We start from the raw sequence: 25,681 nt of genomic DNA, 5'->3' as shown, positions 1-25,681 counted from the left end.
CGCCCCCGCAAGCCGGAAGAACGATGGCCGCCCATGTCTGAACCCTCCCCCTCCGCCGCGCACCTGACGGCCCGCCTTTTCGACCTGCTGGCCGACGACGCCCCGGCCGAGGAACTGGGCGCCGTCACCTCCCGGGCGCGGGCCGCCGGCGTGCCCGCCGCCGAACTGGCCGAGGTGGAGCGGGCGGCCGCCACCGCGCTGCGGATCAGGAGCGCCCTGCGCCAGCACCGGCGCAGGGAACTCCAGCTCACCGCGCTGTTCGACACGGCGGGCGACCTGGCCGCCTCCAGGGACCTGGACGACGTCCTCAAGGCGATCGTGCGGCGGGCCAGGATGCTGCTAGGCACCGACACCGCCTACCTCACGCTCCCCGACGAGGAGGCCGGGGACACCTACATGCGGGTGACCGACGGTTCGGTCTCCGTGCTGTTCCAGCGGCTCCGGCTCGAACTGGGCGAGGGACTCGGCGGGCTCGTGGCCCAGACCGCCAGCCCGTACGCGACCCCCGACTACCGCACCGACGAACGCTTCCGCCACACCCGCAACATCAACGCCGGTGTGCTCGACGAGGGGCTCGTCGCGATCCTCGGTGTTCCCCTGCTGCTCGGCTCCAGCCGGGGCGGTACGGGCAAGGTCATCGGCGTGCTCTTCGCCGCCGACCGCGCGGCGCGGGTGTTCAGCCCCGACGAGGTGGCCCTGCTCTGCTCGCTCGCCGCGCATGCCGCGATCGCCATCGACACCGCCCGGGCCCTCGACGACACCAGGACCGCTCTGGCCGAACTCGCCGGCGCGAACGCCGAACTGGCCGGGGCCAACGCCGCCGTGCGCGCGCACTCGGCGGCCATGCAGCGGGCCGAGGAGGCCCACGACCGGCTCACCGACCTCGTGCTGCGCGGCGGTGACGTGACGGACGTCGCCGTGTCCGTGGCCGGCCTGCTGGAGTGGCCCCTGACCATCCACGACCCCGGCGGGCGCCCGCTGGCCGCCGTGCGGCCCGACGGCTCCGCGTTCGCCGCCGACAGCATGGACGCGGGCTGGCTCGACGCCGCCGCCGAGGAGTCCCGCCACGGGGCGAGGGCGGTGCACCGCGACGGCCGGTGGGTCTGCGCCGTGCTGGCGGGCCAGGAACTGCTCGCCAGCCTCGTCCTGCACCGGCCCGACCGGCTCGACGACTCCGACCGGCGGCTCTTCGAACGCGCCGCCGTCGTCACCGGCCTCCTCCTGCTGCTGCGCCGCACCGTCGCCGAGACCGAGAACCGGATACGCGGCGAGCTGATCAGCGACCTGCTCGGGGACCCGGAACGCGACCCCGCCGGCCTGGCGGAACGCGGCCGGCGCCTGGGCATCGACCTCGACCGGCCGCACCTGCTGCTGGTGGCCGAGGCCGCCGCACGCGAGAAGCTCGGCGGCGCGGCCATGCGCTACCTCTTCGGCGGCGACATCCACGGGGTGAGCGCCGAACACGCGGGCACCGTCGTCCTGCTGATCGACGGCGAAGGCCGCTCCGCCGCCGACGCCGGGGACGCCGCGCGCGCGGCGGCGGCGCAGCTCGGCCACCTCGTCCAGGCCCCCGTGACCGTCGCCGCGACGGGCCCCGCCCAGGGTGCCCGCGCACTCGCCGCCGCCTACGCGGAGGCGGCCCGCTGCCTGCGCGCCATGCGCGTGCTCGGGCGCGGGGGCGAGGGCGCCTGCGTCGACGAACTCGGCTTCCTGGGCGTCGTGCTGGGCAACGCCAAGGACGTGGACGGCTTCGTGAGCGCCGTGCTGGGCCCGCTGCTCCGCTACGACGAGCGGCGCGGCACCCACCTCGTGCGGACGCTCCGCGCGTACTTCGGGGCCGGCGGCAGCCTCATCCGGGCCAAGGACGAACTGCACGTGCACGTCAACACGGTGGTGCAGCGCCTCGACCGCATCCAGGTGCTGCTCGGCCGCGACTGGAACGAGCCCGACCGGGCCCTGGAGCTGCAACTCGCCCTGAGACTGCACCTGCTGTCCGGCGGCCGGGACGGCTGAGGGGCCGCACGCCCCGTCGGGCGTACGGCCCCGGCGGGCTCAGCGCGCCGCCTCCAGCAGCGACCGGGCGACCTCCCCGGCCCCCTTGTCGCCGGTCAGTACGGTGTAGTGGTTGACCCCGTCGACGCGTACCGCCCGGACGCCCGTCCCGGGCTGCCCCGCCGTCGCGAGCCGGGACTCGTCGTACAGCCCCTGCTCCTCGTTCATCAGGCCGCGCTCCGCCCACAACAGCACGGCCGGGTGCGGGAGTTCGTGTACGGCTTTGAGCACCTCGTCCTGGAACAGCCCCACGCCGTCCGTGCGCACGGCCTCCAGGAGGCAGCTGGAGCGCATGGCGGGCTCCTCGCCCGTCAGGTCCCGCTGGATGTAGGCGTCCACCTCCGGCGACCAGGCGTCGGCGCCGAACGCGGGGTGGGCCCGCCAGAACGACCGGTAGGCCTCCCGGTCGGTGAACGTCATCGACAGCCGGTCCATGGCCGGGCCGATCACCGCCGTCATCAGCTCGTCCGCCGACAGGTGCGTCGGCGCCGGGAAGCCGAACCCGCCGTCGACGAGGACCAGTTCACCGAAGCGTTCCGGGTGGCGCACGGCCGCGAGCGCCGCCACGAAGGCGCCCATCGAGTGGCCGGCCAGCACCACCCCGTCGAGCCCCAGCCAGGCGGCGAGGGCGGCGGTGTCGTCCGCGTGCGCGGCGATGCCGTACGGACCGGGCAGCCCCGCACTGGCGGCCCGGCCCCGCAGGTCCGGCGCGATCAGCGTGGCCCGGCCGTCCAGGTGGCGGGCGACCGCGGCCCACGAGAGGGCGTTGGCCGTGATGCCGTGCAGGGCCACGATCACGGGGGCGGCTCCCGGGTCGCGGGCGGGCCAGCGCAGCGCGGCCGTCTCGCCCCCTGCCACGGGGACGCGTATCTCCTCGTACGGGATCATCGTTTCTCCTCACGGGACCGGCTCAGACGGGACGGCAGGCGGGCCAGGCCGCCCGGCAGCAGGTGTACCACGGCCACGAACAGCACCCCGAGCAGGAACAGCGGCTGCGAGAGCGGCACGCGCAGGACCGCCGGCAGGTCGGCGACGGCGCCCGACCCCGCCAGGTCGCCGAGCCTGTGGTCGGCCCAGGTGTAGAGGATGCCGCCGACCATCGGACCCCAGCGGGTGCCCGATCCGCCGAGCACCACCATCACGAGCAGCGACAGGGTGAAGTCCGAGGTCGTGGTCTGGGGGGTGGAGCCACCGGTGAGCAGCAGGTGGACGAGCCCGCCGACCGCCGCCAGCGCCCCGGCCAGCACGAAGGCCGTCAGCTTGAAGCCGTACGGTTTCAGGCCCAGCACCTCGACCCTGCGTTCGTTCTCCTTGATGCCCTCCCAGACCCGGCCGGTGGGGGAGCGCACCGCCCACCGGACCACGGCCAGGGTGAGGACGAGGTAGGCGAGGGCGATCCAGTACAGGTTCGCGGTGTTGCCGATGCCGACCAGCCAGGACGGCAGGAGCTCCGCCGGGGCCGCCCGGCCCTCCTCGCCGCCGGTGAGACCGCCCGGGTTGCGGGAGACGAGGATCGAGCCGGCCTGGGCGAAGGCGAGCGTCACCATCGAGAAGCCGATGCCGGTGACCCGCAGGCTCACCGACCCCAGGACCACGGCGAGCACGATGCCGGAGCACAGCCCCAGCACGGCCGCGAGCGCGAACGGCAGCCCGGCCTCCAGCAGGAACATGTTCGTGGCGTAGCTGCCCGCCGCGAAGTACAGGGCGTGCCCGAAGGAGAGCAGACCGGTCCGGCCGAGCAACAGGTCGTACCCGGTGGCGAGTGCGCCGAACAGCAGGCAGGTCGCCAGGAGTTGCAGGGACCCCGGGCTTCCGACCGGGCCGTCGAGCAGGCCGGGCGCGGGGAGCGCGCTGTAGGGCGCGACGGCCAGCAGCACGAGGACCCCGGCCGGCCACCAGCGCAGCAGCCGGGCCCCGCGCGGCTCCGGTGCGGTGGTGACCGCGGCGGGCGCGGGTGCGGGTGTGGTGGCGGTGCTCACGCGAGCCTCCCGGTCAGTCCGCGCGGCCGGAACAGCAGCAGCGCGGCGAGCAGGACGACGACCGCCAGGTCGCCGAGGCCCGCTGCGGTGTAGTAGTTGGCGAACTGCTGGACCAGGCCGATGACGACGGCCGCCGCGGCGGCGCCGGTCACCGACCCCATGCCTCCGGTGACCACGACGACGAACGCGAAGATCAGCAGCGAGGTGCCCTGACGGGGGTCGACCGAGCCGAAGTACAGCCCGCCGAGCGCCCCGCCGAGCGCGGCGACGCAGCCGCCGATCGCGAAGACCAGGGTGAACGCTGTGCGGACGTCGATGCCCAGCGCCGTGACCATGGCACGGTCCTCGACACCGGCGCGTACGACGAGGCCGTGCCGCGTCCGGCCGAGGAACACCCGCAGCGCGAGCAGCACCAGGACCGCGGCCGCGATCAGCACCAGCCGGTTGACGGGCACTTCGGCCCCCAGCAGTCCGAAGGTGCCGGACAGGGCCTCGGGCCCGGGGAAGGTCCGGGCGTCCGAACCCCAGATGCCGGACAGCAGGGCGGGCACGGCGAGCCCCACGCCGACCGTCGCGAGCACCTGCTCGCGCGGCCTGGTGTAGAGCGGGCGCACGACGGCGAGTTCCAGGACCACGGCGGCCAGCGTGCCCACCGCTGTCCCGAACAGCACGGCCAGGGCGAAGCCCCACCCGCCGGGACCCGCGCCGGGCAGATGGCCGGACGCGGCCCACCAGGTGCCGTACGCGCCGATCGACAGCAGCGCGCCGTGGGCGAAGTTGAGCACGTCCATCAGGCCGAAGATCAGGGAGAGGCCCGACGCGATGAGGAAGTAGAGCGCACCCAGGCCGAGTCCGGTCATGGTGAGCAGCACGATGGTGGACATCAGGAATCCGCCTCCGCGGTGTGTGTGGCGAGCGGGCCGCGGCCCACGCCGAGCAGGTCGCGCGTGGCGCGCGCGTCGCCCAGCAGCGCGGCCGCGTCGCCCCGGTGGGCCGTCCGGCCGTCGGCGAGCACCACGCACCGCAGGGCGAGCCGGCGTACGACGGCGAGGTTCTGCTCGACCAGGAGCACGGGGACGGCCTCGGCGGCGCGCTCCAGGACCTGGGTCACCTCGGTGACCACCTTGGGCGCCAGGCCCTTGGTGGGCTCGTCGGCGATGATCAGCCGGTTGCCGTTCAGCAGGGTCCGCCCGATCGCCACCATCTGCTGCTGGCCGCCGGACAGGGTCCCGGCCGACTGGGCCGCTCGGCGCTTCAGTTCGGGGAAGAGCTCATGGACCAGGCCGTACGCCGGCCCGTCCGCGCCGCGGCGTTCCGCCAGGCGCAGGTTCTCGGCGACGGTGAGGCCGGCGAAGATCCCACGGTCCTCGGGGGCGTAACCGATACCCCGGCGGACCAGGGTGTGGGTGGCCATCCCCACGGTCTCCTCGCCGTCGAGGCGCACGCTCCCGGCGCGGGGCACGAGTCCGAGGATGCCGCGCACGGTCGTGGTCTTGCCCGCGCCGTTGCGGCCGAGCAGAGCGGTCACGCCGTGGCGGGCGACCTCCAGGTCCACGCCGTGCAGGATGTGCCGGCCGCCGATGAGGACCCGCAGGTCCCGTACCGCCAGCAGGGGCGTCTCGGGCGTCGTCACAGCCCCTCCCCGAGGTAGGCCTGCTGGACGACCGGGTCGGCCGTCACCGCCGCCGGGGTGTCCAGGGCCAGCAGGCTGCCGTGGTGCATCACGGCGAGCCGGTCCGCGAGGCCCAGCAGGACGTCCATGTGGTGCTCGACCATGAGCACGGTGCGGCCCTCCTCGCGGTGCAGGGTGCGGATGAGCTCGGTGAGGGCCGGCACCTCCTCGGCGCTCACCCCGGCCATCGGCTCGTCGAGCAGCATCAGCCGGGGCTCGCCGACCAGCAGCACCGCGAGCTCCAGCTTCCGCTTCTCGCCGTGCGACAGCTCGGCCGCCGTGGCCCCGGCCCGGTGGCCGAGCCCGGTGCGCTCCAGGACGCCGGCCACCTCGGCCGGGTACGCCGAGGCCCGCCGCCACAGCCGGTGCGATCCCCCGTGCGCGGCCTGCGCGGCCAGCCGCACGTGCTCGGCCACCGTCATCGCGGGCCAGAGGCTGGACGTCTGGAAGGTCCGGCCGATCCCGCGCCGGGCCCGGGTGTGGACGGGCGCGTGGGTGAGGTCCTCGCCGTCCAGAGCGAGGGTGCCCGCGGTGGGCCGCACGATCCCGCTGATCAGGTTGAACAGGGAGGTCTTGCCTGCCCCGTTGGGACCGATGAAGGCGAGGAACTCGCCCTCCCGGACGTCGAGGGTGACGTCCTCGACGATGGTCGCCCCGCCGACGCGCCAGCCCAGGCCGTCCAGTCGAAGCACCGGGGCGCCCGTGCGCGTCCCCTCGTCCCGCTCGGTGGCGGAGCCGGTCGCGGTCACGGGTCAGCCCGCCGAGGGCTTCGCGGGCGGCGCCACGGCGTCGGCCGGCTGCGTGCTGACCAGCTCGGGCAGCGCGGCGGCTCCCGCGCCCTTCAGCCTGGCCACGAACATCGGCTGGACCAGCGCGTGGTCCTCGGCCCGGATCTGCTCCCTGCCCTTCACCCCGTCGAAGCTCCAGCCCTCCAGGGCCTTCACCATCGCGGCGGTGTCGGTGGCGCCGCCCTCCTCGACCGCGCGCACCACCATCTGCGCCGCGGTGAAACCGTCGGGGGTGAACAGGTCGGGGGTGCCGCCCGCCTTCCCGACGCGCTCCAGCATCGCCTTCTCCACGGCGTTGCCGCCGCCCGCGCCCGGGAAGTAGTGCGCGAGGAAGGAGACCTTCGCGCCCGCCTTCCCGAACACGGGGTACGAGGCGGTGCCCGCCAGGCCCGTGACGACCTTGCCGGCCGTCAGGACGCCCTGCTGGTCGAGCGCGGTCCACAGGGCGGGCGCGGTGGCACCGGCCCAGGCGACGAAGACCAGGTCGGGCCCGCCGGCCTTGACCTGCCGGGCGAAGGGCGTCAGGTCGGTGGCGCTGGGCGGCGCGAGGACCGATCCGACCGTCGCGCCCCGGGCGCCGAGGACCGCCTTGACGGCCGCGACGTTGGCCTGTCCGAAGGTGGAGTCCTGGGCGAGGACGGTGACCTTCTTGCCCTTGGGGTCCCCGAGCATGGTGCCCGCGGTGAGGATGTCCTGGTAGGACTGCCGGCCCGAGCGGAAGGTGTAGTCGTTGACCCCGGTCAGGGCGTCCGTGGCGGCGGGGCCGTTGACGTAGAGCACCTCGTTCTGGGCGGCGAGCGGGGCCATCTGCAGGGCCACGCCGGAGTCGGTGGTGCCCGCCAGCACCTTGTAGCCCTTGCCGATCAGGTTCTTCGCCGCGGACACCGCCTTGCCGGGGTCGCCCGCGTCGTCCTGCTCGGTGACCTCGATCGTGTGGCCGCCCGCCTTGCCGGTGCCCTTCGTGGCGTAGTCGAGGCCCGCCATGAACCCGTCGCGGTACTGCTTCCCGTACGCGGCGAGCAGGCCCGTGCGGGAGTAGACGAGGCCGACCTTCACGCTGCCGTCGCCGTCCTTGGCGGACCCGGTCTCGCTGCCCGCCTGTCCGGCGGCGGTGCAGCCCGCCACGAGCAGACCCGCGGCGCAGAGCGCGACCGCGGTCAGGGTTCTTCTCTGGACGGTGCCTACGGCTCTGCGACGCATGGTGACCGGCTCCTCGGCGTGGTTCGGGTGATGTCGGCCGAACCGTACGAACACCGGGGCGCCGTCGACATGGTGCAGACCACCTCACCTCGGCGGGTGCCGGTGTGCGTGCCGCACATGGGCACGCCTCAGCGGGCGCCGGCCGTCCGGCCGATCAGCCCGCACACCGTCTCGATGTCCCGCCCCACCTGGGCGATCGACTCACGCCCCGAGAGCCAGGTGATCAGCGCCGAATGCCACGTGTGCCCGATGACGCGGACCACGGACAGCTGCTCCTGCGTCGGCTCCTCCAGCCCCATGGCGTCGAGCACGATCGCCGTGGTCAGCCGGGACACCGCGTCCACCTCGGCGCTGACCCCGCGGTCGGCGAAGGTGAGCGCCCGCACCATCGCGTCGGCCAGGTGCGGATCGCGCTGGAGGGCGCGGAAGGCGCGCATCAGGGTCTCGGAGACCCGTCGGCCCGCGTCGTCGCCCGCCGGCGGGCGACGACGCAGGGTGACCTGAAGCTGCTGGAGCTGGTCGTGCATCACCGCGACCAGGAGATGGACCTTGGACGGGAAATAGCGGTACAGCGTGCCGAGGGCGACCCCGGCGGCGTCGGCGACCTCGCGCATCTGCACCGCTTCGAAGCCGCCCCGCCCGGCCAGCTGGGCGCCGGCCTGGAGGATGCGGCGGCGGCGGGCCTCCTGCCGTTCCGTCAGGGCGCCTGCCGCAGGCCTGGCTTCCGCTGTCATCTGCCCCGTCCAAGAAGGGAGAACCGGTTACCTGTCCGGCCGGCCACGGTCTCGGGGCGCGCACGGCCGGCCAGGGCGTCCGTCGTGGCGTGAATCACCTGATCCGGCCGTCGCGCAGACGCTACCTGCCGGTAGATTCGATGCGTGTTGAACGAACAAGTCTGTAACTTGTTCTAGATTAGCGCGACCGGTTACGCTCCGGCGAAAACGCAGTGAGAAGGGGGCCGAGTGTGACCGCTGAGGCCATAGAGACAGGCCCCTTCGCGGGCGGCGGCGTGTCGGACACCGACGGTGACCGGCCGTTGCGCATCGCACTCCTGACCTACAAGGGCAACCCCTTCTGCGGCGGCCAGGGCGTCTACGTCCGCCACCTCGGCCGCGAACTCGCCCGGCTCGGCCACAGCGTCGAGGTGATCGGCGCCCAGCCCTACCCCGTGCTCGACGAGGGCGTGCCGCTCACCGAGCTGCCGAGCCTCGACCTCTACCGCCAGCCCGACCCGTTCCGCACCCCCGGACGCGGCGAGTACCGGGACTGGATCGACGCCGCGGAGGTCGCCACCATGTGGACCGGCGGTTTCCCGGAGCCGCTGACCTTCAGTCTGCGGGCGCGACGCCATCTCCTGGCCAGACGGGGCGACTTCGACGTCGTGCACGACAACCAGACGCTCGGTTACGGCCTGCTGGGGGACCTCGGCGCACCCCTCGTCACCACGATCCACCACCCCATCACCGTGGACCGGCAACTCGACCTGGACGCCGCCGACTCCAGGCGGCGGCGCCTCTCCGTCCGCCGCTGGTACGCCTTCACGCGCATGCAGAAGCGGGTCGCCCGCCGTCTGCCCTCCGTCCTCACCGTCTCCGGCTCCTCCCAGCAGGAGATCGTCGAGCACCTCGGAGTGCGCCGGGACCGCGTCCACGTCGTGCACATCGGGGCCGACACCGACCTCTGGTCGCCCGACCCGTCGGTCGCCGAGATCCCCGGACGGATCGTCACCACCTCCAGCGCCGACGTCCCCCTCAAGGGCCTCGTGCACCTCGTCGAGGCACTCGCCAAGCTCCGCACCGAGAACCCCGCGGCGCACCTCGTGGTCGTCGGCAAGCGGGCCGAGGACGGGCCCGTCGCCCAGGCCATCGAACGCTACGGACTCCAGGAAGCCGTGGAGTTCGTCAAGGGCATCAGCGACGCCGAACTCGTCGACCTGGTCCGCGGTGCCGAGGTCGCCTGCGTCCCCTCGCTGTACGAGGGCTTCTCCCTCCCGGCCGCCGAGGCCATGGCCACCGGCACCCCGCTGGTCGCCACCACCGGCGGTGCGATCCCCGAGGTCACGGGGCCCGACGGGGAGACCTGCCTCGCCGTGCCGCCCGGCGACGCCGACGCCCTCGCCGCGGCGCTCGGCCGGCTCCTCGGCGACCCCGGACTCCGCGCCCGCCTCGGCCGGGCGGGCCGCGCCCGGGTGCTGGCCCGCTTCACCTGGGCCCGCGCCGCCCTCGGCACCGTCGACCTGTACCGCCGGTCGATCGCCGCCCGGGGAGCCCGCAGGTGACCGCCCCCGCCGCCCCCGGAACCCGTACCTCCGACCTCGAAGGCAGGCCCCCGTGCTGACCGTCGACTTCACCCGCTTCCCGCTCGCCGCCGGCGACCGGGTGCTCGATCTGGGCTGCGGCGCCGGCCGGCACGCCTTCGAGTGCTACCGGCGCGGCGCCCAGGTGGTGGCCCTCGACCGGAACGCCGAGGAGATCCGCGAGGTAGCGAAGTGGTTCGCCGCGATGAAGGAGGCCGGGGAGGCCCCCGAGGGCGCGACCGCGACCGCGATGGAGGGCGACGCGCTCAACCTGCCCTTCCCCGACGAGTCCTTCGACGTGGTGATCATCTCCGAGGTCATGGAGCACATCCCCGACGACAAGGGCGTACTCGCCGAGATGGTCCGCGTGCTGAGGCCGGGCGGCAGGATCGCGGTCACCGTGCCCCGCTACGGCCCCGAGAAGGTCTGCTGGGCGCTCTCCGACGCCTACCACGAGGTCGAGGGCGGCCACATCCGGATCTACAAGGCCGACGAACTGCTCGGCCGCATCCGCGAGGCCGGTCTCAAGCCCTACGGCACCCACCACGCGCACGCCCTGCACAGCCCCTACTGGTGGCTGAAGTGCGCGTTCGGCGTGGACAACGAGAAGGCGCTGCCGGTGCGCGCCTATCACAAGCTCCTGGTCTGGGACATCATGAAGAAGCCCCTGGCCACCCGGGTCGCCGAGCAGCTGCTCAACCCGGTCGTCGGGAAGAGCTTCGTGGCGTACGCGACCAAGCCGCACCTTCCCAGGGCCGAGGCGTGAGCACACCCGAGCAGACCGAACACCTGGTCCTGCCGGGCGTCCTCACCGCCGCGCAGGCCGCCGAGACGGTGGGCGCGCTGCTCGCCGTGCAGCGGGAGGACGGGGCGCTGCCCTGGTTCCGCGGCCACCACCTCGACCCCTGGGACCACACCGAGGCCGCCATGGCGCTCGACGCGGCGGGCGAGCACGAGGCCGCCGCACGGGCCTACGCGTGGCTGGCCCGCAACCAGAACGAGGACGGCTCCTGGTACGCCGCGTACCAGGACGGCGACCCGGACCGTCCCACCGACCACTGCCGCGAGAGCAACTTCTGCGCGTACGTCGCCGTCGGCGTCTGGCACCACTACCTGGCCACCGGCGACGACGCCTTCGCCGACCGGATGTGGCCGACGGTCTACGCGGCGACGGAGTTCGTGCTGGGACTCCAGCAGCCCGGCGGGCAGATCGGCTGGAAACGCGAGGCGGACGGCACCCCCGTCACGGACGCCCTGCTGACCGGTTCCTCCTCGGTCCACCAGGCGCTGCGCTGTGCGCTGGCCCTGGCCGAACAGCGCGAGGAGCCGCAGCCCGACTGGGAGCTGGCGGCCGGGGCGCTCGGTCACGCGATCCGCGAGCACCCTGAGCGTTTCCTGGACAAGAGCCGCTACTCGATGGACTGGTACTACCCGGTCCTCGGCGGCGCGGTCACCGGGGCCGAGGCGACGCGGAGGATCCAGGAGGGCTGGGACCGCTTCGTCGTCCCCGGGCTCGGAGTGCGCTGTGTGGTGCCCAACCCCTGGGTGACCGGCGGGGAGAGCTGCGAACTGGCCCTGGCCCTCTGGGCGACGGGGGAGTCCGACCGGGCGCTGGAGATCCTGCAGTCCGTCCAGCACCTGCGCGCCGAGGGCGGGCTGTACTGGACGGGTTACGTCTTCGAGGGCGAGAAGGCCGTCTGGCCGGAGGAGCTCACCACCTGGACGGCCGGCTCGCTGCTCCTCGCGGTCGCCGCCCTCGGTGGCGACGAGGCGACCACCGCCGTCTTCGGCGGCGAGCGCCTGCCGTCGGGACTCGAACCGGACTGCTGCCGCTGAGGGCTGTCCCGTAACCCCTGGCTTCGGGTCCGCACCGAGCGGGGCTCGGTGCGGACCCGAAGCCAGGGCCGCCGGCGGCGGGTCAGCGGCGGACCCGGCCCGCCACGGCGTGCCCGATGAAGAGGTAGACGACGGCGGCCAGACCGTAACCGGCGACGACACGCGCCCAGGCCTTGTCGAAGGTGAACAGGTCGTACGACCAGCCGGCCAGCCAGTTGGCCGAGTCGTGGACGAACTGGACCAGCTCGTTGCCCCGGTTGGCGTCGAGCAGGTACATCAGGATCCACAGGATGAGGATGAACGCCATGATGTCCGCGATGATGGCTATGACCCGCGCGGCGGTGCTGCTTCCTGAGCTTCGTCTAGTTGACATGGACTCCTGATTGCCGCTTCGCCGTGGGTGAAACCCGTACGGCGGGCACCGGGTGGCGGACCGCCGCGGCAGGGGTGAGCCTGGCCGTGAGTGCCGAGTCGCGTCACTCACCGTGAAGCGCCGGCCAAGGAGGCTCGCCGTGCCCCGTACCGCCCCGCTCCGCCGCCTTCTCCTGCCGGTACTGCTCTGCTGCGCCGTGCTCGTGGCGGGCACGGCCTGCGGCGGGGACGACTCCGGCGGCGGCAGCAGCAGCGCGAGCGCCGGCAGCTCCACGGGCGCGAGCCCCACGACGTCGGCGCAGGCCCAGAAGTACGCGAAGACGAAGTTCGTCGCCAACGCCGGCCTCGCGGCCGGAGCCGCGTACCAGTGGATCGTGAAGCCCTACCGGGCCGGCAAGTTCAAGAAGGGCGCGGACGGGCGGAAGTTCGCGATGGTCAAGGCGGGCCTCGCCAGCGCCTTCGCGTTCAACCGGCTCAAGGCGGCCGCGGGCAACGCCAAGGGCGACCCCCTGCTGTCCAGGGCCGTCGCTCCCCTCACCGCGGGCATCGCGTCCCTGGAGGGCCTGGCCGCGAAGTTCGGCAAGGGCGAGGCGGGGGCCGGTGACGTCGGCGCCGTCGAGGACGTCATCAACGGTGTCAAGGACGCCGGGAGGAGTGCGGGCGCCGAGGTGACGGACAAGGTGCCGTCCACCTCCCAGCTGACCGGATGACGGCGGGCCGGAAATCCGGCTGAAGCGGCCCGGGGCAGCCCCATAGGGTGCGGGGATGACGCCTCTTGCGCACGCGCGCTACTGCGACGAGATCCTGGCCCAGACCGACCTGTTGAGGGATCTCGTCAGGGACGCGGACCTGGCCGCGCGGGTTCCCACCTGCCCCGACTGGAACCTGCGCGAGCTGGTCGTCCACGTCGGCGGGGCGCACCGCTGGGCCGGTGAGATCGTGCGCACCCGGGCGGCCGCGGAGATCCCGGACGACGCGGTGCCCGGCAGCGGGGGTCCGGCCTCCGGTGACGCCGCCGCACTGGACGCCTGGCTCGCCGAGGGCGCCGCCGCGACCGTCGCCGCCCTGCGGGAGGCAGGCCCGGACACGGAGGTGTGGACGTGGGCGTGGGAACGCCGCACCGCGTTCTGGGCCCGTCGCATGGCCCACGAGACCGCCGTCCACCGGGCGGACGCCGCGGCGGCCGTGGGCCGGGACTTCGAGGTGGCGCCGGACCTGGCCGCCGACACGATCACCGAATGGCTGGAGATCGTCGCGTTCGCCCAGGCCGGGGGAGACCCCGAAGCAGCCGAACTCCGGGGCGGCGGGCGGTCCTTGCACCTGCACGCGACCGACGCGGCCGACGCGGAGTGGCTGATCGAGTTCGGCGAGGACGGGTTCACCTGGCGGCACGCCCACGCGAAGGCGACGGTGGCCCTCCGGGGCCCGCTGACCGGGCTCATGCTCGCGTTCAACCGCAGGCGGAAGCCGGACGAGGGCGGACTGGAGGTGCTGGGCGACCGGAGCCTGCTGGACTTCTGGCTGGAGAGGTCGTCGTTCGGCTGAGCGGCCCGCCCGGGCCGGCGCACCGGTCCGGCGACGGCAGTGGCCCCCGCCGTCCGGCGGGGGCCACTCTGCCTGCGACGGATCAGCCTCGCTGGATGCCCGTGGTGTCCTGCAGCAGGCCGCGACGGCCGTCCTGCGTCTGGGCGATGAGCCCGGGGCCGCGCTGCTCGACCGCGAGGTACCACGTGCCGGGGGCGAGCTCCGCGATCGGGTTGGGGGAGCCGTCCTCGCCGTACAGCGGACGCGCGACCGGCACCGCGAACCAGAACGGCGTGAAGTCGGCGGCCGGTGCGCCACCGCCCTGGGAGGTCTGCGGAGCCGCGTGCTGCTCCTGCTGGCCGGGCTGCGCCTGCTGCGCGCCGTACGGCTGCGGCTGGCCCTGCTGTCCGCCGAACTGCTGCTGGCCCGGGTAGCCGTACCCCTGGCCGGGCTGCTGGCCGTAGGCCGGCTGGACGCCCTGCGCCGGACGGGGAGCGCCCATGAGCGGCGCCTTCAGCGCGGGGACCAGCGGGGTGGCGACCGCGGCGCCCGCCAGCACGAGGGTGGCGAGCAGCCCGAGGATCAGACCGGCACCGGCGTCACCGGCGTCGATGATCGTCCAGAACATGGTCCACAGCGCGTACACGGTGAACGCCGCGCCGAACTGGCCCAGTTCGAAACCGGCGATCTTGCGGCCCGGCATCGCGCGGCTGACGATCAGCAGCGCGGCGCCGATGATGCCGGCCAGGAAGATGCCCATCAGGAGGGAGAGCGAGTCCCAGGCGTTCGCGCTGTAGCCGGAACAGTCCACGCCCGAGGGGCAGTCGAAGCCGGAGAGGTCGAGGAAAGAGGCGATGAACAGCACGACCGCTGCTCCGATCACCACGCCGTCGCCTCGGGAGAGGGAGCGGATATTCACGTGAAGGTCCTTAGTCGGTCGTCTCGTCGGGGCGGTCGTCGATGCCGCCGGAACGGCGGGTACGGCGCGAAGCTCGGGCGCGGCCCCCATCGTATGGATGAATCTATCGTCTGCCCGGGTGCGTGGTGAGGCTGCCCGGACCTCGGACCGGCTATCCCCCCAATGTCGTCACCATCACCGCAGAACTACCTCTTCAGAAAGCCGCCGATGCCCTCGGCAATGCCGAGAGCCGCTTTCTGGCGCCAGTCCGCGCTGGTGAGCAGAGCGGCGTCCTCAGGGTCACGCATATTGCCGCATTCGATGAACACTTTGGGCACGGTCGACAGATTCAGGCCGCCGAGATCCTTGCGGGTGTCCAGTCCGGTATCCCCGCCGATGTAATTGGAGGGGGCACTTCCGGTAACGCGTGCGAAATTCCCGGCGATCCGCTCGCCCAGTTCACGGGACGGGACGACGATCCCCGAGGTGTCCGCGCCCCCTCCGCGCACGGCGGCGGGCAGGATGACGTGGAAGCCGCGGTTGCCGTGCGCCGAACCGTCCGCGTGCACCGACACGACCGCGTCGGCCCCGGCCCCGTTGCCGATCCGGGCCCGCTCGTCGATGCACGGTCCGTAGGGGCGGTCGCCGTCCTGGGTGAGCACCACCTTCGCGCCCCGCTTCTCCAGCAGCGTGCGCAGGCGGCGCGAGACGTCCAGGGTGAACCGCGCCTCGGCGTACCCCGCGTCGGTGGCCGTGCCCGTGGTGTCGCACTCCTTGCGCCCCGTGCCGATGGCCACCCTGCTGTTGATCTCCCGCGTGTGGTCGCGGTTCCCGGGGTTGTGGCCCGGGTCGATCACCACGGTGCGGCCGGTGAGCGGCCCGCGGGGAAGGGGCTTGCCGGAGGCCGGCGACGGCTCCGGGGCGACCGGGACGGAGGAGCGCGCCGCCGAGGGGTCCGCGCCGGGCGCCGGCCCGCCGTCACCCCCGCATCCCGAGACGGCCAGGCACGCGCAGAAGAGGCCCGCGGCGGCGAACACGGTCCTGCGGCGCGCACGCGGACGCGGGAGGGAGGCGGTGAAGTCGTCGTGGAGCACGTCGAGATGCTATCCGTGCCCTCAGATCCCCGGTCCCGTGCGCCGCAGCACCCGCAGCGAGTCCGTCACCGATATCTCGGTGAACGCCCCCGAGGCCAGGGCGCGTTGATGGACCCGGTACGGTGCCTGGCCGCCGTCGGCCGGGTCGGGGAACACGTCGTGGACGACGAGCAGACCGCCGTCGGCGACCTTCGGGGCCCAGCCCTCGTAGTCGCCGTTCGCGTGCTCGTCGGTGTGCCCGCCGTCGATGAAGACGAGGCCGAGCGGGCCGCCCCACACGGCCGCCACCTGGGGGGAACGGCCGACGAGCGCCACCACGTGCTCCTCCAGATCCGCGGCGTGCAGTGTCCGGCGGAAGGACGGCAGCGTGTCCATCAGCCCGAGCGCGGGATCCACCACGGACGGGTCGTGGTACTCCCAGCCCGGCTGCTGCTCCTCGCTGCCCCGGTGGTGGTCGACGGTGAGCGCGGTGACGCCGGAGGCGCGGGCCACGGCGGCGAGCAGGATCGTGGAGCGCCCGCAGTACGTGCCGACTTCCAGGAGAGGCAGTCCGAGGGACGCGGCCTCCACGGCGGCGGAGTACAGGGCGAGACCCTCGTGGACCGGCATGAAGCCCTTGGCGGCCTCGAAGGCGGCGAGGACATCCGGCTCGGGTCGGACGGGCGACTCGGCGGCCACGGGGTTCCTCCTGATGGGGCGGTGGATCGGACGGCGTCCCATCGTGCCGTACGCCGCCCGCGTCGGGACCGGCGGGGGCGCCCGGGCCGCCACGGACCGGACCCGGCACCGCCGGCGCCCGGCGCGGCGCTCCCCGGGCCGCCCGCCCGGACCGCCGCCCGTTACGTGGCCGAGGCGCGCCGTCCCACGGCAGCGACCGGGGCCGTCGCCCCGGCGGCCGGTGCGGGCTCCGGGGCCGCCGCGTCACTCGCACCGGCGGCCAGCAGCACCGGGCGCCCCGGCCGTTGGGCCGGCAGGAACACGGCCAGCACCAGACCGACCAGCACCGCACCCGTGGCGATCATGAACGAGATCCGGAAGCCCTCCATGGTGGGGACGTTCACCGGCCCGAACCGCGCCGAGGTGTTCGCCAGCACCATCCCGATCACCGCGCTGGACAGCGACGTGCCGATCGACCGCATCAGGGTGTTCAGGCCGTTCGCGGCGCCCGTCTCCGACGCGTCGACGGCCCCGATGATCAGGGCGGGCAGTGAGGAGTAGGCGAGCCCGATCCCGGCACCCAGCACCACGGCGATCACCACGGTCTGCCAGGCGGCGCTCATCAGGCCGAGCCCCGCGCCGTAGCCGATCGCGATGATCACCATGCCGAGGATCAGGGAGACCTTGGGGCCCCGGCGGGCCGAGATCCTCGCGTACAGCGGAGCCACGAGCATCATCGTGAGCCCCAGCGGCGCCACGCAGAGTCCGGCGACGACCATCGACCGCCCCAGACCGTAGCCGGTCGACGCGGGCAGCTGGAGCAGCTGGGGCAGGACCAGCGAGACGGCGTAGAACGCCACCCCGACCATGACGGAGACGAGGTTGGTGAGCAGCACCTCGCGGCGCGCGCTCGTGCGCAGGTCGACGAGCGGAGCCTTGCTGCGCAGTTCGAAGAGCCCCCACAGCAGCAGGATCACCACAGCCGCCGCGATCAGCACCAGGGTCAGGGGCGAGGTCCAGCCCCAGGCCGCCCCCTTGGTCACCGGCACGAGCAGGCAGACCAGGCCGAGGGAGAGTCCCAGCGCCCCGACGAGGTCGAAGCGGCCGGGGGCGCGCAGCGGCGGCTCGGGCACGACGACGACGGTCATGACCATGGCCAGCACCCCCAGCGCGGCCGAACCGAGGAAGAGGGTGTGCCAGTCGGCGTGCTGCGCCACGAGCGCGGCGCCGGGCAGGGCGAGTCCGCCGCCGACGCCTATGGAGGAGCTCATGAGCGCCATCGCCGAGCCGAGCTTCTCGCGCGGCAGCACGTCGCGCATGATGCCGATCCCGAGCGGGATGGCGCCCATGGCGAATCCCTGCAGCGCCCGGCCGACGATCATGATCACGAGGTCGTCGGTGGCGGCGCAGATCAGCGAGCCGACCACCATGACGGCGAGGCTGGCGAGCAGCATGCCGCGCTTGCCGTACAGGTCACCGAGCCGCCCCATGATCGGGGTCGCGACCGCGCCGGCGAGCAGAGTCGCCGTCAGCACCCAGGTCGCGTTGGCCGGGTCGGTGTGCAGGAGGACCGGCAGGTCCTTGATGACGGGGACGAGCAGGGTCTGCATCACCGCGACGGTGATGCCTGCGAACGCGAGTACGGGAACGACGCCGCCCCGCCCCCGGCGCGGATCGGGGAGGTGCTCCCCGGCCGGCTGTTCGTTCGTCGTCCGTTGCATGCGTGTGGCCTCCGGGCAGGGAAATGCGGAAAAAGACGGGGTGGAGCGTGCGGGAGTGCGCCGAGGGCAGCACCCACCGCCAAGTGTGTGCATAGTGAACCATTCCGTGCGCGCGCCGTATTCCGGTGAACACGAGGTAACGGAACGGGACGTGCCGGCGGTCCTCGGTCCTCGGTCCCGTGCCGCGGTCCGGCCGACGGGGACGGGGTCCTACGTCCTGCGGCCGGAGCGGGTGGGACCCGAAACCGATGTACGGGGCACGTGCAGCCTGCGAGTATGACACCCATGGCTGACGACTCCCCACCCGCCCGGCCGCGTACCCGTACCTGGGCCGTGGTCGCGGCCGCCTGCACCGGCCAGTTCCTGGTCGTCCTCGACGTTTCCGTGGTCAATGTGGCGCTGCCGTCGATGCGGGCCGACCTCGGTCTGAGCGCCTCCGGGCTGCAGTGGGTCGTCAACGCCTACGCGATCGCCTTCGCCGGTTTCATGCTCCTGGGCGGGCGGGCCGCGGACCTGTACGGCCGCAAACGGATATTCATGACCGGCCTCGGTCTCTTCACCGCGGCCTCACTCGCGGGCGGATTCGCCCAGGAGGGCTGGCACCTGCTCGCCGCCCGCGCCGCACAGGGTCTCGGCGCGGCGGTGCTCTCCCCGGCCACGCTCACCCTGCTCACCGCGGCGGTCCCCGAAGGCCCCGCGCGGACCCGGGCGATCGGCACCTGGATGGCGGTCGGCGCGGGCGGCGGGGCGGCCGGCGGGCTGGTCGGAGGAGTGCTGACGGACGCCCTCTCCTGGCGCTGGGTCCTCCTCATCAACGTGCCGGTCGGCGCCCTCGTCCTGACCGGGGCCGCGCTGTGGCTCGCCGAGGGCCGCGCGGGCACCCGGCGCAGGGTCGACCTGCCGGGCGCGGTGCTCGTCACGGCCGGGCTGGCCACGACGGCGTACGGCATCGTGCAGACCGAGGCCGCGGGCTGGGCCGCCGCCGGCACCCTGGTGCCGCTGTCCGCCGGCCTCGCACTGCTCGGGCTCTTCGTCCGGGTGGAGGCGACGGCCCAGGCCCCGCTGATGCCGCTGCGGGTGCTCGGTGTGCGGGCGGTCTCGGCGGCGAACGTCTCGATGATGCTGCTGGGTTCGGCGACCTTCGGCATGTGGTACTTCATGACCGTCTACGCCCAGAACGTGCTGGGTTACACGCCCCTGGAAGCCGGGTTCGCGCTCGTCCCGAGCTCCGTCGCCGTCTTCGTCGCCGCGAAGGCCGCGCCGGGGATCATGGCACGGACCGGCGCCAAGCCGCTGACCGTGGCCGGCTTCCTCATCGCCGCCGCCGGCTTCGCCTGGCAGTCCACCATGGGCGTGCACGGTTCCTACCTCACCGCGGTCTGCCTCCCCGGCGTCCTGATGATGACGGGGTCCGGGCTGGCGTCCACCCCGCTTGCCTCGCTCGCCACGTCGGGCGCCGCACCGGGCGACGCCGGGCTCGTCTCCGGGCTCATCAACACGTCCCGAACCATGGGCGGGGCGCTGGGCCTCGCCGTGCTCTCCACGGTCGCCGCCGCCCGCACGGCCGGCTCGGGCGGGGCCGCGGAGATCACCGCCGGATACGCCCTGGCCTTCCGCACCTCCGCCACCGTGCTCGTCGCCGGAGCCGTGATGATGCTGCTGTGGCTGCCGGGACACCCCGGACGGCGGGGCAGCGGCCCGGCCCAACCGCCCGGCCGCAAGCGCACGGACGTGCCGCTCGGGGCCGAGTCCGCCCGGAAGGGCCCGGAGAAGGCGTAGGACACGGTCCCGGACGAGACGTAGGACACGGTGCCGGAGAAGGCGTAGGACACGGGGGCCGGAGGAGGCGCAGGAGTCAGAGCCAGCCCTGCTGCCGGGCCGCCCGCACCGCCTCCATGCGGTTGCGGGTGGCGGTCTTGCCGATGGCCGACGACAGGTAGTTCCGCACCGTCGACGCCGACAGGCTCAGCTTCGCCGCGATGTCGGCGACGGTGGCACCGTCCACGGACGCGTTCAGCACGTCCCGCTCCCGTGTGGTCAGCGGGCTGGGTCCCGCGCCGAGCGCCGCCGCGGCCAGGGCCGGGTCGATCACCGTCTCGCCGGTCAGCACCCGCCGGATCGCCTTCGCCAGATCCCCGACCGGCCCGTCCTTCACCAGGAACCCCGCGGCCCCCGCCTCCATCGCCCGCCGCAGATAGCCCGGTCTGCCGAACGTCGTCAGGATCAGCACCCGGCACTCCGGGACCTCCTCGTGCAGGTCCGCCGCCGCGTCCAGGCCGCTCCGGCCGGGAAGCTCGATGTCCAGCAGCGCCACGTCGGGGCGCGAGACGAGCGCCGATCCGACGATCTGGTCCCCGGCGGCGACCTGGGACACCACCTCGAAGTCCGGCTCCATACCCAGCAGCAGGGCGAGAGCACTGCGCATCATGCCCTGGTCCTCGGCGAGGAGGATCCGGACGGACCTGGCCGGGCGGTGGTCCCGCGGCATCTCGTTCACGGGCTCAGGGTAGGGGCTCTCCCGTGGTCCCCGGCGGATCAGCGCGCGGCGTCGGACGCGGTGCATCGCGAGGCGGAGGGGCGCACGCGTACCGAAGTGTCCGGGCCTTCGGGCAGTACGGCGGGACGCCGTGGCCGGCGTCGCGCGCCGGCCGGGGACGACGGCACAGCCACCACCCAGGGCTCAGCACCCCTCCGGCCGGGTGGGGTCCGGCTGCGGGCCGTCGGCGGGCAGCCGCGCCGTCACCACGAAGCCGCCCTGCGGACCGGGGCCCGACTCCAGCGAGCCGCCCACCGCGGCGAGTCGTTCCGACAGCCCCCTCAGGCCGGTCCCGTCACCCCCTCCCGCGTCCGGCGACGGCCCCACACCGTCGTCGGTGACCGTCAGCCGCACCCGTTCACCGGTGGAGTCGAGCGTGAACTCGCAGCGTGTCGCGCCGCTGTGCCGGACGACGTTGGTCACCGCCTCCCTCGCCACCCAGCCCAGCAGCGCCTCGCTCCCGGAGCCGAGCGGCGGCCCCGAGCGCCGTACCACCGGCTGGACGCCGGCCGCCGTCAGCACCGACGCGGCCCGCCCCAGCTCCGTGGTGAGGCTTCCCTCCCGGTAGCCGGTCACCGCCTCGCGCACCTCGGTGAGGGCCTGGCGCCCCACCGACTCGATGTCACGGACCTGTTCGAGCGCGGCGTCCACGTCGTGGGGCGCGAGCCGGCGGGCGGCCTCCGACTTCACCACGATCACGGACAGGGTGTGCCCGAGCAGGTCGTGCAGGTCCCGGGAGAAGCGCAGCCGCTCCTGTTCCACCGCGCCGCGGGCCAGCTCCTGCCGGGTGGCGCGGAGTTCCGTCACCGTCTCCGACAGGATGAGGAGCGCCGCGGTCACACCGCCGGAGATCACCGTCCCGTAGCCGATCGTCCAGGGCTCCGAGACGTGGTCGCCGCGCCAGGCGGCGATGAACCCGGCACACCCGGCGAGCAGGAGCAGCCCGGCACCGAGCCCGCGGCCCCGCAGGATCGTGCCGCAGGCCAGTGACAGCAGCGGGAAGAAGAGCAGCCATCCGCCGCCGTAGCCGATGGCCAGCCCGAAGGTGATGACGGCCATGGCGGCCAGCAGGGCGTACGAGGTGGCGCTCTCCCGCCTCCTGCGGTCGAATCCCCTGAACACCACAGCGATGTAGAGGGAGTTGAAGGTGAACAGGCCGATGCCGCCGACCCAGGGGTTCGGTGTCTCACCCTGCCAGAGGTTGGAGAACGCGCCGAGCCCCAGCAGCAGGCAGGGCAGCAGGGCGTACGGTCCCGGAGGGCCCGGGCGGCGGCACTCCGGGTGACGGGTCCGGGGACGGCCGGTCCGGGGGCGGCGGAACAGAGGGCCGCCGGTCCGGGGACGGCCCGCCGAGGGACGGTTCTTCTCTCTTTCCGTACGGGACACGGTCGCTCCGCTCACTCGGTCCGGGCGGACCGACGGTAGGAGGTCATGGCGTAGCCCCCGAACAGGAGCATCCATCCGGCCAGGAGCGCGACCGGGCCCGCCGCCGGCGCGTGCCCGGCGACCGTCGCACGGCCGAGCTCCGCGAAGCCGTGGGCGGGGGTGAGCTCCCCGACGGCGCGCAGCCAGCCGGGGAACTCCGTGAGCGGGAACCACAGGCCGCCCAGCACCGCGAACCCCATCAGGCAGGCCACGTTGACCACCCCCGTGCCCTGCGGGTTGAGCCGGTAGCCGTTCCCTATCCCGAGCAGGGTGAAGGGCAGGGAGCCCGCCCACAGCAGCAGCGCCACGGCGGTCCACTGCCACACCGCGAGCCGTACGCCGTTGACCAGCCCGCCGGCCAGCAGCACGGCCAGGATCGCCGGCAGGACGGTGACGACTCCGCTGACGGCCCGGCCCGCCACGGCGTGGCCGGGGTCCAGCGGTGTGATCCGCAACTGCCGCAGCCAGCCCAGGGACTTGTCGGACGCGATGCCCGTCCCGATCGCCATCGCGGACCCGAGGGCTCCGTAGGCGGCCATGCCGACCATGGACGCGGCCTTCCAGCCGGTGTTGTCGCCGGCCCCGCCGAGGTTGGTGAAGAGGAGGTACATCATGACCGGCATGCCCGCCCCGAACACGAGGAACGTCCGGTCGCGCAGGGTCCGGCGGACCTCCAGGACGATGTACGCGAACATCAGACGGCCTCCTTCGACTGCTCGTCACGCGCGGCGGTTCCGGCCGCCGCGGCAGGGGTGGTCAGGGCGAGGAAGGCGTCCTCCAGTGTCGCCCCGGCGACCCGGAGCCCTCGTACCGCACCGAGCGCGGCCAGCGCCGTCACGGTCGCGTCCGAGTCCTCGCTGCGCAGTGACGCGCGCCCTCCGCGCACCTCGACGCCCACGACTCCCGGCAGCAACTCCAGTCCCTCGGCCGGACGTCCCGCCAGGTCGACGGACACCACGGGGTGGCCGGCCGTCCGCCTGATCTCCTCACCGGTCCCGTCGGCCACGACCCTGCCCCGGTCGAGGACCACGATCCGGTCGGCGTGCTCGTCCGCCTCCTCGAGGTGATGGGTGGAGAACAGCAGGGTGTTGCCCCGTGCCGTGAACGCCCGCATCGAGTCCCAGAGCCCGCGCCGCGCCTCCACGTCCAGCGCGGCGGTCGGCTCGTCCAGGACGACGAGACCGGGACCGCCCGCCAGCGCGACGGCGAAGCGCACCCGCTGCACCTGGCCGCCGGAGAGCTTGTCGACCCGCCGGTCCGCGAACTCCGTCACCCCCGCCAGTGCGGCGGCCTCGGCCACGGGCAGGGGGCGCGGGTAGGTGGACGCGACGAAGGCGATCAGCTCCCGCACCGTCACCCGGGGGATCGGCTGTCCGTCCTGCAGCATCGCGCCGACCAGACCGGCGCGCACCGCGCCGCGCGGGGTGCGGCCGAGGAGCCGTACGCTGCCCGCATCGGGATCGTTCAGCCCCAGGAGCAGGCTGATGGCCGTGGACTTGCCCGCGCCGTTGCGGCCCAGGAGCGCGACCGTCCCGCCGCGCCGGATCGTGAGGTCGAGGCCGTCGACGGCCCGCACGGTGCGGCCCGCCCTCCCGAACGTCTTGACCACCCCGGCGAATACCGCCGCGGGCCCGGTCGTGGTGTCCGTCGTCTGTGTCATACCCACGACGCTACGGAGGAGGCAGCCGTTCCGGCAGGGGCGTGTGTACGGACCGCGCCGTGACAAATGTCCCGGGTCCGGGCCGAGTTGGGGCGGAGGGCGAACGGCGGGCCGTCGGCGACGGCGAGGGCCGCCCCGGCCCACGGCCCGGACGGCCCTCGCGTGTCCTGCGACGCGGTTCTCAGGCCGCCGCGCTGCCACCCCCTTCGGCGGGACGGCGGTGACGGCCGTGCGGCTGCGCGGCGGCGTGGTCCGCCGACGCGCCCCCTCGGTGCTTTCCGGAGCCGTCGTCGCCCTGCTCCGCGCCCTGCGGGCGCCGGCTCGTGTCGGTTCGGTCCTGGGACATCTGGGAACTTCACCCCGTATGAATCGCTTACGTGTACATCGCGGACCCGCCTCCGCGGGCACGGTCACCGCAGTCGGCTGTCCGCGCGTACGGCTGCGCAGTCCGGGCCAGAGTGTACGGGCCCGGCCCGGGCGTCAGCCGGCCGCCGTGCTGCCCGTGAGCGGGGCCTGACCGAGCGGGACGGGCTTGCACACTCCAGGAGGCGCGGGCGCCGCGGACGGTTGCGCTCCGGCCGTGGTCAGCTCCGGCGACTCCTCCGCCGGGGCCTGCGTCACCGCCACTCCGCAGGGCGCCCCGGGCTGCGCGTACGGCAGGTGCAGCGTGCCCTCCCGGCTCCAGAACCCGGCGCCGGCCAGCCAGCCCTCCGGTGCCGCGACGTGGTGCATCCGCCGGCCGGCCGGACGCCAGAGCCCCACCCAGCTGCCGCCCGGCCCGTCGAGCCGCAGCGCGACCGCGCAGTTCTCCGGCATCAGCATCTGCCCGGGCTGCACGGCGATCGGCGTCACGGCCACGTCCGCGGGGTGCAGGCACTCGGGGAACCGCACCGGCAGGCAACTCCCCAGCACCCCCCAGCCGAGGCGGTCGTGGCCGGGCGCGTCGGAGCGGATGAGCAGGAGGCCGCTGTCGGCGTCCGCGAGCAGCAGCCGGTCGTCGCTGTCCGGCGCGATCTGCAGCAGCGGTGTCACCTCGCCGCCCCGCTCCAGGTCGACGGCGACGGCCTTCACGGGCCCGCCGCCGGGCAGTTGCCGGTCCAGGGCGAGGAGCCGTCCCTCGCGGTCCAGCCAGGCGCCGCCCGAACAGTGTCCCGCCACGTCCGCGACGTGTTCGGGGCCGAAGGGGCCGCCCGCCACCAGCCAGACGCCGGTGGACCGGTCGCCGGGGACCAGGGCGTAGGCGCTCATGCCGTCCGGAGGCGGGGGGAGCAGGGTGAGGTCCTCGCATTCGAGGGCGCCCAGGGGGACTTCACCCGTCGCGGGGCCGGTCGGGTAGAGCAGCGAGAAGGTGTGACGGTCCGCCACCCGGCGCCTGATGAGGACCCGCCCGTCCGAGAGCGGCAGGACGTCGGAGTCGGCCTCCTCCGGCTGCCCGAGGGGCAGCGGGACGGCGTAGGGCTCGGGACCCAGCGTCCAGCGCTCGGGGAACCAGGCCGGGTCCGCCGCCCCGGGGTCGGCCGCCGTGAGGCGTGCGGCGTAGGAGTGGTCGGCGGCGAGGGTGAGCACCGGGGGGATCACGCGCGGGGGCACCCCGGCCGCCTCCGCCGCCCCGTCCCGGAGGCCGGGCGGGAACGCCGGTACCGGAGGCACCGGGGGACGGGGCGGAGCGGGTGGCTCGGCGGATGCGTCCGGCGCGCCCCGGCCGTCCGGTCCGCCGGGCGCGGTGTTCCCGGCGGGGAGAGCGGACGCCGCGGACCCGACGCCGGGTCCGGACGTGCCCCCGCCGCCCGGACCCTCGCCGGACGCGCCCACTCTGAGTGGATCCGCGCCCTCGTCGGACGTACCCGCGGCGCGGGGAGTCTCCGCCTCGGCCGGCGCGGCCGCTTCCACGGGCCCGGGGCCGGGTTCCGTCGTCGCGGCGGCCCGGGCGGCCCCCGTGGTGCTGATCTCGATGGCACAGGCAGTCATGGT

The 25,681-nt window shown here is 74.1% G+C and carries 25 protein-coding genes; 7 read left to right on the top strand and 18 right to left on the bottom strand.

Annotated features, from left to right (window positions below):
* The first annotated feature begins 33 nt into the window (after nt 1-33).
* A complete protein-coding gene (locus OHT61_RS09700; protein ID WP_329036884.1) occupies nt 34-2,013 on the top strand; it encodes a helix-turn-helix domain-containing protein in 1,980 nt (659 codons plus the stop codon).
* A 39-nt stretch (nt 2,014-2,052) separates the two neighbouring features.
* Here the strand turns inward: OHT61_RS09700 and OHT61_RS09695 are convergent, their stop codons facing one another.
* The 7 genes from OHT61_RS09695 to OHT61_RS09665 form a co-directional block, all read right to left on the bottom strand.
* Nucleotides 2,053-2,940, bottom strand: coding sequence for an alpha/beta fold hydrolase (locus OHT61_RS09695; protein ID WP_329036882.1), 888 nt, complete (start codon nt 2,938-2,940; stop codon nt 2,053-2,055).
* On the bottom strand, nt 2,937-4,031 hold the full coding sequence (locus OHT61_RS09690; RefSeq protein WP_329036880.1) for a branched-chain amino acid ABC transporter permease: 1,095 nt from the start codon (nt 4,029-4,031) through the stop codon (nt 2,937-2,939). The genes OHT61_RS09695 and OHT61_RS09690 overlap by 4 nt, the downstream gene beginning before the upstream one ends.
* Nucleotides 4,028-4,915 (bottom strand): branched-chain amino acid ABC transporter permease, encoded by an 888-nt coding sequence (locus tag OHT61_RS09685; RefSeq protein ID WP_329036878.1) that lies wholly within the window; start codon nt 4,913-4,915, stop codon nt 4,028-4,030. The genes OHT61_RS09690 and OHT61_RS09685 overlap by 4 nt, the downstream gene beginning before the upstream one ends.
* A complete protein-coding gene (locus OHT61_RS09680; RefSeq protein WP_329036876.1) occupies nt 4,915-5,664 on the bottom strand; it encodes an ABC transporter ATP-binding protein in 750 nt (249 codons plus the stop codon). Before OHT61_RS09680 ends, OHT61_RS09685 begins: the two co-directional genes overlap by 1 nt.
* Nucleotides 5,661-6,452, bottom strand: a complete 792-nt coding sequence (locus tag OHT61_RS09675; protein WP_329036873.1) for an ABC transporter ATP-binding protein — start codon at nt 6,450-6,452, stop codon at nt 5,661-5,663. Before OHT61_RS09675 ends, OHT61_RS09680 begins: the two co-directional genes overlap by 4 nt.
* 3 nt (nt 6,453-6,455) lie before the next feature.
* The gene (locus OHT61_RS09670) at nt 6,456-7,691 is read right to left on the bottom strand and encodes a substrate-binding domain-containing protein (RefSeq protein ID WP_329036871.1); all 1,236 of its coding nucleotides are present in this window, start codon (nt 7,689-7,691) and stop codon (nt 6,456-6,458) included.
* Between the two features lie 128 nt (nt 7,692-7,819).
* Nucleotides 7,820-8,425 carry a TetR family transcriptional regulator gene (locus OHT61_RS09665; RefSeq protein WP_329036870.1) on the bottom strand — a complete coding sequence of 202 codons (606 nt, stop codon included), beginning with the start codon at nt 8,423-8,425 and terminating at the stop codon, nt 7,820-7,822.
* 230 nt (nt 8,426-8,655) lie between these two features.
* Between OHT61_RS09665 and OHT61_RS09660 the strand changes: the two genes are divergently transcribed.
* From OHT61_RS09660 to OHT61_RS09650, 3 genes are read left to right on the top strand one after another with little or no spacing between them, the layout of a single operon-like run.
* Nucleotides 8,656-9,969 (top strand): glycosyltransferase family 4 protein, encoded by a 1,314-nt coding sequence (locus OHT61_RS09660; RefSeq protein ID WP_329036869.1) that lies wholly within the window; start codon nt 8,656-8,658, stop codon nt 9,967-9,969.
* 52 nt (nt 9,970-10,021) lie between these two features.
* Complete coding sequence (locus OHT61_RS09655; RefSeq protein ID WP_329036866.1) at nt 10,022-10,753, top strand: class I SAM-dependent methyltransferase; 732 nt, start codon at nt 10,022-10,024, stop codon at nt 10,751-10,753.
* Entirely contained in the window at nt 10,750-11,823 is a 1,074-nt protein-coding gene (locus OHT61_RS09650; protein ID WP_329036865.1) for a prenyltransferase, read from the top strand. Before OHT61_RS09655 ends, OHT61_RS09650 begins: the two co-directional genes overlap by 4 nt.
* 82 nt (nt 11,824-11,905) lie before the next feature.
* Here OHT61_RS09650 and OHT61_RS09645 read toward each other — a convergent pair whose 3' ends face one another.
* On the bottom strand, nt 11,906-12,196 hold the full coding sequence (locus tag OHT61_RS09645; protein WP_329036863.1) for a hypothetical protein: 291 nt from the start codon (nt 12,194-12,196) through the stop codon (nt 11,906-11,908).
* A 139-nt stretch (nt 12,197-12,335) separates the two neighbouring features.
* On the opposite strand from OHT61_RS09645, the gene OHT61_RS09640 reads away from it, so the two are divergent.
* Both OHT61_RS09640 and OHT61_RS09635 read left to right on the top strand, forming a co-directional pair.
* The gene (locus OHT61_RS09640; protein ID WP_329036861.1) at nt 12,336-12,905 is read left to right on the top strand and encodes a hypothetical protein; all 570 of its coding nucleotides are present in this window, start codon (nt 12,336-12,338) and stop codon (nt 12,903-12,905) included.
* Nucleotides 12,906-12,960: 55 nt separating this feature from the next.
* Nucleotides 12,961-13,740 (top strand): maleylpyruvate isomerase family mycothiol-dependent enzyme, encoded by a 780-nt coding sequence (locus OHT61_RS09635; protein ID WP_329036859.1) that lies wholly within the window; start codon nt 12,961-12,963, stop codon nt 13,738-13,740.
* Nucleotides 13,741-13,822: 82 nt separating this feature from the next.
* On the opposite strand, the gene OHT61_RS09630 is transcribed toward OHT61_RS09635, so the two are convergent.
* From OHT61_RS09630 to OHT61_RS09615, 4 genes are all read right to left on the bottom strand, one after another.
* Nucleotides 13,823-14,638 carry a DUF5336 domain-containing protein gene (locus tag OHT61_RS09630; protein ID WP_329036856.1) on the bottom strand — a complete coding sequence of 272 codons (816 nt, stop codon included), beginning with the start codon at nt 14,636-14,638 and terminating at the stop codon, nt 13,823-13,825.
* Between the two features lie 185 nt (nt 14,639-14,823).
* The gene (locus tag OHT61_RS09625; RefSeq protein ID WP_329036854.1) at nt 14,824-15,711 is read right to left on the bottom strand and encodes an N-acetylmuramoyl-L-alanine amidase; all 888 of its coding nucleotides are present in this window, start codon (nt 15,709-15,711) and stop codon (nt 14,824-14,826) included.
* A 21-nt stretch (nt 15,712-15,732) separates the two neighbouring features.
* Complete coding sequence (locus OHT61_RS09620) at nt 15,733-16,389, bottom strand: class I SAM-dependent methyltransferase (RefSeq protein ID WP_329036852.1); 657 nt, start codon at nt 16,387-16,389, stop codon at nt 15,733-15,735.
* Nucleotides 16,390-16,550: 161 nt separating this feature from the next.
* Entirely contained in the window at nt 16,551-18,089 is a 1,539-nt protein-coding gene (locus OHT61_RS09615) for an MFS transporter (protein WP_329036850.1), read from the bottom strand.
* A 276-nt stretch (nt 18,090-18,365) separates the two neighbouring features.
* On the opposite strand from OHT61_RS09615, the gene OHT61_RS09610 reads away from it, so the two are divergent.
* Entirely contained in the window at nt 18,366-19,868 is a 1,503-nt protein-coding gene (locus OHT61_RS09610) for an MFS transporter (RefSeq protein ID WP_329036847.1), read from the top strand.
* Nucleotides 19,869-19,944: 76 nt separating this feature from the next.
* On the opposite strand, the gene OHT61_RS09605 is transcribed toward OHT61_RS09610, so the two are convergent.
* The 6 genes from OHT61_RS09605 to OHT61_RS09580 all read right to left on the bottom strand — a co-directional run bounded on the left by OHT61_RS09605 (nt 19,945) and on the right by OHT61_RS09580 (nt 25,678).
* Nucleotides 19,945-20,577, bottom strand: a complete 633-nt coding sequence (locus OHT61_RS09605; protein ID WP_329043172.1) for a response regulator transcription factor — start codon at nt 20,575-20,577, stop codon at nt 19,945-19,947.
* A gap of 192 nt (nt 20,578-20,769) precedes the next feature.
* Nucleotides 20,770-22,011 (bottom strand): sensor histidine kinase, encoded by a 1,242-nt coding sequence (locus OHT61_RS09600; protein ID WP_443049386.1) that lies wholly within the window; start codon nt 22,009-22,011, stop codon nt 20,770-20,772.
* 11 nt (nt 22,012-22,022) lie between these two features.
* Nucleotides 22,023-22,745, bottom strand: coding sequence for an ABC transporter permease (locus OHT61_RS09595; RefSeq protein WP_329036846.1), 723 nt, complete (start codon nt 22,743-22,745; stop codon nt 22,023-22,025).
* Nucleotides 22,745-23,710 carry an ABC transporter ATP-binding protein gene (locus OHT61_RS09590; RefSeq protein ID WP_329036843.1) on the bottom strand — a complete coding sequence of 322 codons (966 nt, stop codon included), beginning with the start codon at nt 23,708-23,710 and terminating at the stop codon, nt 22,745-22,747. Before OHT61_RS09590 ends, OHT61_RS09595 begins: the two co-directional genes overlap by 1 nt.
* 181 nt (nt 23,711-23,891) lie before the next feature.
* Complete coding sequence (locus OHT61_RS09585) at nt 23,892-24,056, bottom strand: hypothetical protein (protein ID WP_329036841.1); 165 nt, start codon at nt 24,054-24,056, stop codon at nt 23,892-23,894.
* A gap of 134 nt (nt 24,057-24,190) precedes the next feature.
* Nucleotides 24,191-25,678 (bottom strand): hypothetical protein, encoded by a 1,488-nt coding sequence (locus OHT61_RS09580; RefSeq protein ID WP_329036839.1) that lies wholly within the window; start codon nt 25,676-25,678, stop codon nt 24,191-24,193.
* Nucleotides 25,679-25,681 lie beyond the last annotated feature (3 nt).

This window comes from Streptomyces sp. NBC_00178, assembly GCF_036206005.1.
Taxonomy (GTDB): domain Bacteria; phylum Actinomycetota; class Actinomycetes; order Streptomycetales; family Streptomycetaceae; genus Streptomyces.
The sequence above is the reverse complement of the archived record's forward strand: the minus strand, read 5'-3'. Positions and strand labels throughout refer to the sequence as shown.

What these genes read in the sequence shown, in the direction of transcription:
- OHT61_RS09700 (WP_329036884.1), top strand. Translation starts at nt 34, where the DNA reads ATGTCTGAACCCTCCCCCTCCGCCGCGCACCTGACGGCCCGCCTTTTC.
- OHT61_RS09695 (WP_329036882.1), bottom strand. Translation starts at nt 2,940, where the DNA reads ATGATCCCGTACGAGGAGATACGCGTCCCCGTGGCAGGGGGCGAGACG.
- OHT61_RS09685 (WP_329036878.1), bottom strand. Translation starts at nt 4,915, where the DNA reads ATGTCCACCATCGTGCTGCTCACCATGACCGGACTCGGCCTGGGTGCG.
- OHT61_RS09670 (WP_329036871.1), bottom strand. Translation starts at nt 7,691, where the DNA reads ATGCGTCGCAGAGCCGTAGGCACCGTCCAGAGAAGAACCCTGACCGCG.
- OHT61_RS09665 (WP_329036870.1), bottom strand. Translation starts at nt 8,425, where the DNA reads ATGACAGCGGAAGCCAGGCCTGCGGCAGGCGCCCTGACGGAACGGCAG.
- OHT61_RS09645 (WP_329036863.1), bottom strand. Translation starts at nt 12,196, where the DNA reads ATGTCAACTAGACGAAGCTCAGGAAGCAGCACCGCCGCGCGGGTCATA.
- OHT61_RS09635 (WP_329036859.1), top strand. Translation starts at nt 12,961, where the DNA reads ATGACGCCTCTTGCGCACGCGCGCTACTGCGACGAGATCCTGGCCCAG.
- OHT61_RS09615 (WP_329036850.1), bottom strand. Translation starts at nt 18,089, where the DNA reads ATGCAACGGACGACGAACGAACAGCCGGCCGGGGAGCACCTCCCCGAT.
- OHT61_RS09610 (WP_329036847.1), top strand. Translation starts at nt 18,366, where the DNA reads ATGACACCCATGGCTGACGACTCCCCACCCGCCCGGCCGCGTACCCGT.
- OHT61_RS09605 (WP_329043172.1), bottom strand. Translation starts at nt 20,577, where the DNA reads ATGCCGCGGGACCACCGCCCGGCCAGGTCCGTCCGGATCCTCCTCGCC.
- OHT61_RS09595 (WP_329036846.1), bottom strand. Translation starts at nt 22,745, where the DNA reads ATGTTCGCGTACATCGTCCTGGAGGTCCGCCGGACCCTGCGCGACCGG.
- OHT61_RS09590 (WP_329036843.1), bottom strand. Translation starts at nt 23,710, where the DNA reads ATGACACAGACGACGGACACCACGACCGGGCCCGCGGCGGTATTCGCC.
- OHT61_RS09585 (WP_329036841.1), bottom strand. Translation starts at nt 24,056, where the DNA reads ATGTCCCAGGACCGAACCGACACGAGCCGGCGCCCGCAGGGCGCGGAG.
- OHT61_RS09580 (WP_329036839.1), bottom strand. Translation starts at nt 25,678, where the DNA reads ATGACTGCCTGTGCCATCGAGATCAGCACCACGGGGGCCGCCCGGGCC.